The following is a 5,144-nucleotide window of genomic DNA, read 5'->3' on the forward strand; positions in this document are numbered from 1 at the left end:
CCCCAATGCCTGAACCTTGCTGCCGTCTTCCAGCCGGCAATTGAGCCAGTGCGGGCGATAAGACGGAACCGGCATTTCGCGCTGCCACAAGGCAAACAGCGAGGCTTCCAACTGGTCTTCCGGCAGCCGATAGGCAAAGCCGCTGCAAGAACCGCCACGATCCAGCCCAAACACCAGCCCCGGCATTTCCGGTGTACCGCGATGTTCATGAGACCACAGGTACAAGCCGCGATGGTAACCATGCACGCGTCCGCGCAGCCGCTCGACGGCTGTGCATTCCGGGCGCCAGATCAATGAACCGTAAGCGAATAACCAGACCGGCCCGCCCTTGTGCCGGGCCATGGTGGCCTGCATCGAGCTGAGCAATTGTTCGTGAGTCAGCTGCGCGCCCAGATCGAGCCGCGGAGGGTAAGCCAGATTCAAACAAGCAGATTCAATGGCGGTCATGGCAAAGGGTGTTCAGTCCCACAAGTATTACAGGATGTAAGCAAGATTAACGTCATAGAACATATAGCAGTAAACGTAAAACGAAAAGTGCTAAAGGACGTATGACCCTTCTATATCAAGGACTGCACCAATGAAGGAGCCCTGATATATAGCCTAATACTCTTTTGGAAATATCTTAAATACCCGAATGAAATATGCATAAACCTTGTGTCCGTTCAGAATCAACCGTCATTTAACAGATCTTTCTGACGTATTCGTCTGATACCCTGCCGCCCCTTCTTTGAATGCAGGCGTATAGCAGCCTCCACAGGCGCAAGCCGAATTACCAACAGAGGTCGCAAGATGAAAAACCTGAAAATGTACGGTCTGCTGTTGCTGGCGCTGGCCACCCCGGCGCTGGCAGTCGAAAGCCCGGCTCGAGAAGACAAGGGTTTCTGGTACCTGCAAGGTAGCCTCTACACCAAACACTATTCATCAGACCCCGATCACAATAACAATCAGGACCTGATCGGCCTTGAACGCAATGAAGCATCCGGTTGGTTGTTTGGTGCAGTGACTTTTCGTAACTCGTTCAGTCAGCGTTCGTATTACGCCTATGCGGGGAAGCGTTATGAGAGCGCCGACTATCCGGTGTATATAAAGCTGACCGGTGGATTACTCCAGGGTTACAGCGGTGAGTCCAAGGACAAGATTCCGCTCAACCACTTCGGTGTCGCGCCCGTGATCATTCCATCACTGGGCGCGCATTACGGCCCGGTCGCCGCCGAGCTGGTTCTGCTCGGCTTTAACGCAGCGATGATCACCACCGGCGTACGCTTCTAGGCAGGGTTGCTTGCTTGCGGACGGGGCGCATAGGCGAAGACGTCAGCGCGCATCTGGTGTGCGTCCATCCCGGCGTTGACCAAGGCGTCCAGCGTGCCGTAAACCATCGCCGGCGAACCGCTCGCATACACATGCAGGGATTTCAGGTCGGGGAAATCTTCGCAAACCGCCTCGTGCAGCATGCCGCAACGCCCTTCCCAACCGCACAGATCGCTGACGACCTTGTGCAGGAACAGGTTAGGCAGCTTCAGCCATTCATCCCAATGCTCGATCTGATAGAAGTCTTCCGGTCGCCGCACGCCCCAGTACAGGTGCACCGGATGCTTGAAGCCCTTGGCCCGGCAATGCTCGATCAGGCTGTGGATCTGCCCCATGCCGGTACCCGCCGCCATCAATACCAGCGGACAGTCAGGCAACTCGGCCAGATGCGTATCGCCGAAGGGCATTTCGATGCGCACCATGCGATTGCGCTGCAACTGCTCGATCAGGCTGAGCGCGCTGGCTTCGCGCGCCAGCACATGCAGCTCCAGGTCTCGTCCTGAATGCGGCGCAGAGGCCAGCGAGAAAGCTGATTTCTCGCCATTCTCGCGCTCGAGCAACAGGTACTGCCCGGCGTGATAGCGCGGCGGCTTGCCTGCCGGCGCCCGTAGTCGAACCCGCCAGGTATCACCGCCAACGTCTACGCATTCAGTGACCTGACACGACAGGCTGCGCACCGGTAGTTCTCCCAGCGCAAGGACGCCATCCCACAATACGATGCAGTCTTCCAGCGGCTCTGCTATGCAAGTGTAGAACTCGCCGTGATCGCGCACATCGCCGGTCTGTCTGACCCGACCTTCGACCAGCAACGCCGCGCAAACGTGGCAGTTGCCATTACGGCAGCTTTGCGGGCACTCATAGCCCAGGCGCCGCGCCCCATCGAGAATCCGCTCGCCGGGCAGTATCTCAAGCACTGCTCCGGACGGCTGCAAGGTTACACGCATCAATCTATTCCTAACTGATTCCAGATGGCATCGATCCGGCGTGTCACCGCCTCATCCTTGACGATTACCCGGCCCCACTCGCGGGTGGTTTCACCAGGCCATTTATGCGTGGCATCGAGTCCCATCTTCGACCCCAGGCCGGAAATCGGCGAGGCGAAGTCGAGGTAATCGATCGGCGTGTTATCGATCATCACCGTATCGCGCTTGGGGTCCATGCGCGTGGTGATGGCCCAGATCACGTCGTTCCAGTCGCGGGCGTTGATATCGTCGTCAGTGACGATAACGAACTTGGTGTACATGAACTGTCGCAAAAACGACCAGACACCGAGCATTACCCGCTTGGCATGGCCGGGGTACTGCTTTTTCATGGTCACAATGGCCATGCGGTACGAGCAGCCTTCAGGTGGCAAGTAGAAGTCGGTGATCTCCGGGAACTGCTTTTGCAGGATCGGCACGAACACTTCGTTCAGCGCCACACCGAGAATCGCCGGTTCATCCGGTGGACGGCCGGTGTAGGTGCTGTGGTAAATCGGCTTGATACGGTGCGTGATGCGCTCGACGGTGAACACCGGGAAGCTGTCGACTTCGTTGTAATAGCCGGTGTGGTCGCCGTACGGACCTTCATCGGCCATTTCGCCTGGATGAATCACGCCTTCGAGAATGATCTCGGCGGTCGCCGGCACTTGCAGGTCGTTGCCACGGCACTTCACAAGCTCTGTGCGGTTACCGCGCAACAGGCCGGCAAAGGCGTACTCGGACAGGCTGTCCGGCACCGGCGTTACCGCACCGAGAATGGTTGCAGGGTCGGCACCCRAGGCCACGGACACCGGGAATGGCTGGCCCGGATGTTTTTCGCACCACTCGCGATAGTCCAGCGCGCCGCCACGGTGGCTCAACCAGCGCATGATGACTTTGTTGCGGCCAATCACTTGCTGGCGATAGATGCCGAGGTTCTGGCGATCCTTGTTCGGGCCTTTGGTGACTGTCAGGCCCCAGGTGATCAGCGGGCCGACGTCGCCGGGCCAGCAGGTCTGCACTGGCAGCATCGCCAGGTCGACGTCATCGCCTTCGATGACCACTTCCTGGCAGATGGCGTCCTTGACGACTTTCGGCGCCATGGCAATGATTTTGCGGAAGATCGGCAGCTTGGACCAGGCGTCTTTCAGACCCTTTGGCGGCTCGGGCTCCTTGAGGAAAGCCAGCAGTTTGCCGATCTCGCGCAGTTCACTGACGGCTTCGGCGCCCATGCCCAGGGCAACGCGCTCAGGCGTACCGAACAGGTTGCCAAGCACGGGGATGTCATAACCGGTCGGGTTTTCGAACAGCAGCGCCGGGCCCTTGGCCCGCAAGGTGCGATCGCAGACCTMGGTCATTTCCAGCACTGGGGACACCGGAACCTGGATGCGCTTGAGTTCGCCGCGCTGTTCCAGGCCGCTGATAAAGTCGCGCAAGTCGCGATACTGCATGCGTTAGCCTCGTTTTGGCCATGGCGTTCGGGGGCATGAGTTTAGCCTCGAACCCACCCGTTCAGAAGAGTGACCAGGCAATTCATCAAAGGTCAGATAGCAAAAAGCCGGGTTTCCCCGGCTTTTTTGGTCTTCCGCGATTTACTTGCGTTTCATCGACAGGAAGAACTCATCGTTGGTCTTGGTCTGTTTCAGCTTGTCGACCAGGAACTCGATGGCAGAGACCTCATCCATAGGATGCAGCAGTTTGCRCAGGATCCACATGCGCTGCAGCTCGTCGTCGGCAGTCAGCAACTCTTCGCGGCGGGTGCCGGAGCGGTTGATGTTGATCGCCGGGAAGACGCGCTTTTCAGCGATCTTGCGGTCCAGAGGCAGCTCCATGTTGCCGGTGCCTTTGAATTCTTCGTAGATCACTTCGTCCATCTTCGAGCCGGTTTCAACCAGCGCGGTAGCGATGATGGTCAGCGAGCCACCTTCTTCGATGTTCCGTGCAGCACCGAAGAAACGCTTCGGCTTCTCCAGGGCGTGGGCATCGACACCACCGGTGAGGACCTTGCCGGAGCTCGGGATCACGGTGTTGTAGGCACGTGCCAGACGAGTGATGGAGTCGAGCAGGATGACCACGTCTTTCTTGTGTTCAACCAGGCGCTTGGCCTTCTCGATCACCATTTCGGCAACCTGCACGTGGCGGGTTGGCGGCTCGTCGAACGTCGAGGCAACCACTTCGCCGCGCACGGTGCGCTGCATKTCGGTKACTTCTTCCGGRCGYTCGTCGATCAGCAGCACGATCAGGTGAACTTCAGGGTTGTTACGCGCGATGTTGGCAGCGATGTTCTGCAGCATGATCGTCTTGCCCGCTTTTGGCGGAGCGACGATCAGACCGCGCTGGCCTTTACCGATCGGAGCGCACAGGTCGATAACACGACCGGTGAGGTCTTCGGTGGAACCGTTACCGGCTTCCATCTTCATGCGCACGGTCGGGAACAGCGGGGTCAGGTTCTCGAAGAGAATCTTGTTTTTCGCGTTCTCGGGACGATCGTAGTTGATCGTGTCAACCTTGAGCAGTGCGAAATAACGCTCGCCTTCCTTTGGAGGACGGATCTTGCCAACGATGGTGTCACCGGTGCGCAAGTTGAAGCGACGGATCTGGCTCGGCGAGACGTAGATATCGTCTGGGCCGGCGAGATAGGAGGCGTCTGCAGAGCGGAGAAAGCCGAAGCCGTCCTGGAGAATCTCCAGCACGCCATCACCGGAGATTTCCTCGCCGCTTTTCGCGTGCTTTTTCAGCAAGGAGAAAATCACATCCTGCTTGCGCGAACGGGCCATATTTTCTATGCCCATCTGTTCGGCCAATTCGAGCAGTTCGGTAATCGGCTTTTGCTTGAGTTCAGTCAGATTCATATAGGAATGACGTAATCATTTATGG

The 5,144-nt window shown here is 58.0% G+C and carries 5 protein-coding genes; 1 reads left to right on the top strand and 4 read right to left on the bottom strand.

The features are described 5' to 3' along the window. Positions 1 to 447: gamma-glutamylcyclotransferase (locus tag AC1DH9_RS21920; RefSeq protein WP_477808769.1), on the bottom strand; the 447-nt coding region annotated here is incomplete at its 3' end. A 342-nt stretch (positions 448 to 789) separates the two neighbouring features. On the opposite strand from AC1DH9_RS21920, the gene AC1DH9_RS21925 reads away from it, so the two are divergent. Then, positions 790 to 1,269 carry a sn-glycerol-3-phosphate transporter gene (locus AC1DH9_RS21925; RefSeq protein WP_427538760.1) on the top strand — a complete coding sequence of 160 codons (480 nt, stop codon included), beginning with the start codon at positions 790 to 792 and terminating at the stop codon, positions 1,267 to 1,269. Here AC1DH9_RS21925 and AC1DH9_RS21930 read toward each other — a convergent pair. The 3 genes from AC1DH9_RS21930 to rho form a co-directional block, all read right to left on the bottom strand. Beyond that, positions 1,266 to 2,252: a CDP-6-deoxy-delta-3,4-glucoseen reductase gene (locus tag AC1DH9_RS21930; RefSeq protein WP_427538763.1), complete on the bottom strand. Its 987-nt coding sequence runs from the start codon at positions 2,250 to 2,252 to the stop codon at positions 1,266 to 1,268. The two genes, AC1DH9_RS21925 and AC1DH9_RS21930, sit on opposite strands and share 4 nt — an antisense overlap. Then, positions 2,252 to 3,718, bottom strand: a complete 1,467-nt coding sequence (ubiD, locus tag AC1DH9_RS21935; RefSeq protein WP_477808770.1) for a 4-hydroxy-3-polyprenylbenzoate decarboxylase — start codon at positions 3,716 to 3,718, stop codon at positions 2,252 to 2,254. The genes AC1DH9_RS21930 and ubiD overlap by 1 nt, the downstream gene beginning before the upstream one ends. Before the next feature lie 141 nt (positions 3,719 to 3,859). Next, positions 3,860 to 5,119, bottom strand: coding sequence for a transcription termination factor Rho (gene rho / locus AC1DH9_RS21940; RefSeq protein ID WP_477808771.1), 1,260 nt, complete (start codon positions 5,117 to 5,119; stop codon positions 3,860 to 3,862). Positions 5,120 to 5,144 lie beyond the last annotated feature (25 nt).

It is taken from the genome of Pseudomonas sp. 05T35 (assembly GCF_056396605.1).